Raw genomic sequence first — 3544 nt, 5'->3', positions numbered from 1 at the left:
CCGGGCGCGAGTTTCGCAGCCATATCACTGACCATTTCCTGGTGGATGCCGGTATCGACTTCCGGATGGAATTCCGCTCGCTGCGGCACGCCGTACAACGCTTCCAGCTCCGGCAATATCGGGCCCAGCGCGTGCGCGTCGTGCAGGGTGCGCAGGAACGCGGACGGGCGTTCGCACACCAGTGCCTTGCGCAGTTCCTGCCACACACGTTCCGGCACCAGCGCGTCGAGCTCGCCACTGGCGGCAATCTCGCGCATCAGTTCCATGGTTTCCGGCGCGACGGTGAAGCCGAGCGAGGCGAAGCGGGCCATGAAGCGCGCCGCACGCAGCACGCGTAGCGGGTCTTCAACGAAGGCGGGACCGACATGGCGCAGCACGCGCTGCTCGATGTCACGCGCGCCGCCATAGGGGTCGACGAGCACGCCGCTGTCTTCATCGCAGGCGATGGCGTTGATGGTGAAGTCGCGGCGCTGCAGGTCTTCTTCCAGCGTCACCGCTGGATCGGCATCGACCACGAAGCCGCGGTAGCCGCGGCCGGATTTGCGTTCGGTGCGCGCCAGCGCATATTCCTCGCCGGTCTTCGGGTGCAGGAAGACGGGGAAATCGCGGCCCACGGCGGTAAAGCCCTGCGCTTCCATCTGCGCGGGCGTGGCGCCGACGACGACCCAGTCACGGTCGCCGGCAGGGCGCTGCAGCAGGCGGTCGCGCACGGCGCCGCCGACAAGATAGATCTTCATGTGGGGGATGATGGCACGGTAGCGCCGGGCCATGCCCGGCGGGATACATCGCGGCGTCCGCCGGGCATGGCCCGGCGCTACCGTCACCGGTCGATCAGTCGCCGCCCTGGTCGGCGTTGGCGGCGCAGGTGAAGGCCTTGCGCTTGTCCACCAGGCGGCCCATCAGGCGGTCGCTCAGCGGCAATGCGTCGCCATTGAGGCGCCAGTCGTAGATCACGCTGAAGGCCAGCACGCGGGCAACGTACTCGCGCGTTTCCTTGTAGCTGATGGTCTCGATCCACAGGTCCGGATCGAAGCCCGGGCGCTGGGTCTGCCAGCGTGCAGTCGGCGTCGGGCCAGCGTTGTAGGCGGCGATGGTCACGTAGGGCAGGCCCTCGTACTTGTTCATCAACTGCCGCAGGTACGCGGTACCGATGGCGATGTTGGTGTCCGGGTCGTACAGGCTGTCAGCGCCGCCGTAGCCGGTCAGGCCGATGGACTTGGCCACGCCGGCACCGGTCGCCGGCAGCACCTGCATCAGGCCCATGGCGTTGGCAGGCGAACGCGCGCGCGGGCTGAACACGCTTTCCGCACGGATCTCAGCGGCCACCCAGGCAGGGTCCAGCGCATTGCGCGCCGACTCGCGGCGGATCGTGGCGTCGTGGTGCAGCGGGAAGCGCAGGTCGTACAGGCGCTGCTCCTGCTTCTGCTTGCCGAGCGAGAACACTGCGCGGTCGAACCAGCCGTTGTCCTGCGCCACGCGCACCGCGAGGCGACGCTGGGTGTCATCGAAGCGCGACAGTGCGTTGTTCCATTCGGCCACCGCCCAGCCGGCGCGGTCGATCTGGTACAGCGCCATCGCGCGCTGGATGGCCGGATCGCGGGCCACCACGGCCTGCGCCTGCGCGCTGTCGTTGGGCTTCCACGGGCACAGGGTGTAGGGCTGCTGCACCTTGTCCGCCGCCAGGAAACCATGGAAGGTCGGCGCACGTGCAGCTTCGCGGAACAGCGGCTGTGCCTGCTGTGCCTGGCCGGTCTTTTCCAGCATACGGCCTTCGAAATAGCGCCAGCGCGAATCGTTGCGCTGGGTTGGGCCCATCTTGCGGATCGCTGCCAACGTCGCCGGCCAATCGCCGCGCGACATCGCTTCGCGTGCACGCCATTCGTGCAGGCGTTCGTCGTAGGCCGCATCGGGCACGGCATTCAAGCGGCGGGCAGAGTCGGGCAGGTAGGACGCCACCGTCCACAGGGCGATCTGGTACCGCACCTGGCCCTGCTGTTCGGCGCTCAGGCCCAACGCCTGCGCGTACTGCGGCAGCTGCTGTTCGGTGGCGTCCGGGTCGGCCTTGGCCAGCTTGGCCAGGCCATCGGTGGCGATACGCCGGCTGCGCTCGTTGCGCGGCCAGTTCAGGGCACTGGCATTGGGTTTGTCGACGAACGCGGCGTAGGTGGTGGCCTGTGCAAGATCACTGGCCGGCAGGCCGCGGGCGGCCGAACGCATCACCGCCGGCTGCTGTGCATCGGCAGCGGCATCGATACGCTCCCAGCGCAGTGCATCGCTCATGCCACCCTGCGCCTGCAGCACGGCGAACACGGCGTCGCAGGCATCAGGCAGTGACTTGCCGTTCTTGCGCCACAGATCCTGTGCCTCGCCAATCCACTGCGGGTCCACCTTGCCGGTGGCCTGCCGCGCTGTCAGCTGCGCACAGCGCAGGCCGAGGTTGTCGGTCGGCACCCAGTTGGCCAGCAGCGTCGGCCAGTCCTGGCGGCGCGCTACAGAGGGCAGCCAAGCGCTGCGGAAGCTGTTGGCCACGGCCTGGCCCTGGTAGCGCTTGAGGAAGGCCTGCGCCTGCGCCGTATCCACGGTGTCGATGTTGCGCCGCAGGTTGGCGAACTCCAGCCAGCCATACGCTGGATGGCGGCTGAGCGCGGCGGCCTGGCCGGGATCGAACTGGCCACGTTCGGCGGCCGCGATGGCGGCCTTCAACTGGGCGTTCTGGGCATCGAGGGACTGGGCACTCGCGCAGCCGATCAGCAGCGTGGTGGTCAGCGGGAGCAGGGACAGGGCGGTCGAAGATCGTCGGGTCATGGCGACCAGCATAGCGGGCGGTGGCTGAATTCAGTTTCGCGCTGTGTACACGGCTGGAGAGGGCAACGACAGCTGAATGAAGTTGTGATCCGCACTGCCGCGAGGGCAGCTGCCCAGCGTAGGTTTGGGCTGGGGCGACCGGCCCTGCTGCAGGGAGCGGCACATGGCATTCAGTAGCGCAGGAAGAAGCGGCCCGCTGGCGGACATCAACGTCACGCCACTGGTGGATGTGATGCTGGTGTTGTTGATCATCTTCATCGTGACCGCGCCGATGTTGTCGCGGCCGATCAACGTGCAGCTGCCGCAGGCCACCGATCGCGTGGTTGATCGCCCCGAGCCACCGCCGCCGATCGAGCTGCGCCTGGATGCGTCCAGCCAGTTGAGCTGGGACGGGCAGCCGATGGCCATCGGCGATCTGCAGTCGCGCCTGCAGGCGCAGGCCAGCCAGCATGCCGGCAACCTGCCGGAGCTGCGCATCAGCACCGATCCGTCGGCCAAGTACGACGGCATGGCCAAGATCCTGGCCGCCGCTGAGGCCACCGGCATGGAACGCATCGCGTTCGTGCAGTGAGCGAGTCACCGGTGCGGCCTTCCTGATGGAGGGCCGCACTCGCGCAGGGGCGCTTACAAAGATGCCGATAGCGAGCGCGGCCTTCGGTGAATACGCAGCGAAATGACGTTATCTGCTTTCAGAATCGTCAAATCTGCGTGAAATAGTGTCGGGCATCACGCCGCGATC

Annotated in this window: 2 protein-coding genes and 1 pseudogene; 1 reads left to right on the top strand and 2 read right to left on the bottom strand. The window is 67.6% G+C overall.

All coding sequences use genetic code 11. The features are described 5' to 3' along the window. Positions 1–737: pseudogene (gene cca / locus DBR20_RS00060) on the bottom strand (multifunctional CCA tRNA nucleotidyl transferase/2'3'-cyclic phosphodiesterase/2'nucleotidase/phosphatase); the annotation flags it as partial. A 94-nt stretch (positions 738–831) separates the two neighbouring features. Beyond that, on the bottom strand, positions 832–2817 hold the full coding sequence (locus tag DBR20_RS00055) for a transglycosylase SLT domain-containing protein (RefSeq protein ID WP_108264744.1): 1986 nt from the start codon (positions 2815–2817) through the stop codon (positions 832–834). Between the two features lie 151 nt (positions 2818–2968). On the opposite strand from DBR20_RS00055, the gene DBR20_RS00050 reads away from it, so the two are divergent. Further along, a complete protein-coding gene (locus tag DBR20_RS00050; RefSeq protein WP_108264743.1) occupies positions 2969–3376 on the top strand; it encodes a biopolymer transporter ExbD in 408 nt (135 codons plus the stop codon). The last annotated feature ends 168 nt before the right edge of the window (positions 3377–3544 follow it).

It is taken from the genome of Stenotrophomonas sp. HMWF023 (genome assembly GCF_003060985.1).
GTDB classification, from domain to species: domain Bacteria; phylum Pseudomonadota; class Gammaproteobacteria; order Xanthomonadales; family Xanthomonadaceae; genus Stenotrophomonas; species Stenotrophomonas lactitubi.
This window is presented reverse-complemented; position numbering and strand designations above follow the sequence as displayed.

Coding starts and splice junctions, on each gene's coding strand:
- DBR20_RS00050 (WP_108264743.1), top strand. CDS start 2,969: ATGGCATTCAGTAGCGCAGGAAGAAGCGGCCCGCTGGCGGACATCAAC.
- DBR20_RS00055 (WP_108264744.1), bottom strand. CDS start 2,817: ATGCTGGTCGCCATGACCCGACGATCTTCGACCGCCCTGTCCCTGCTC.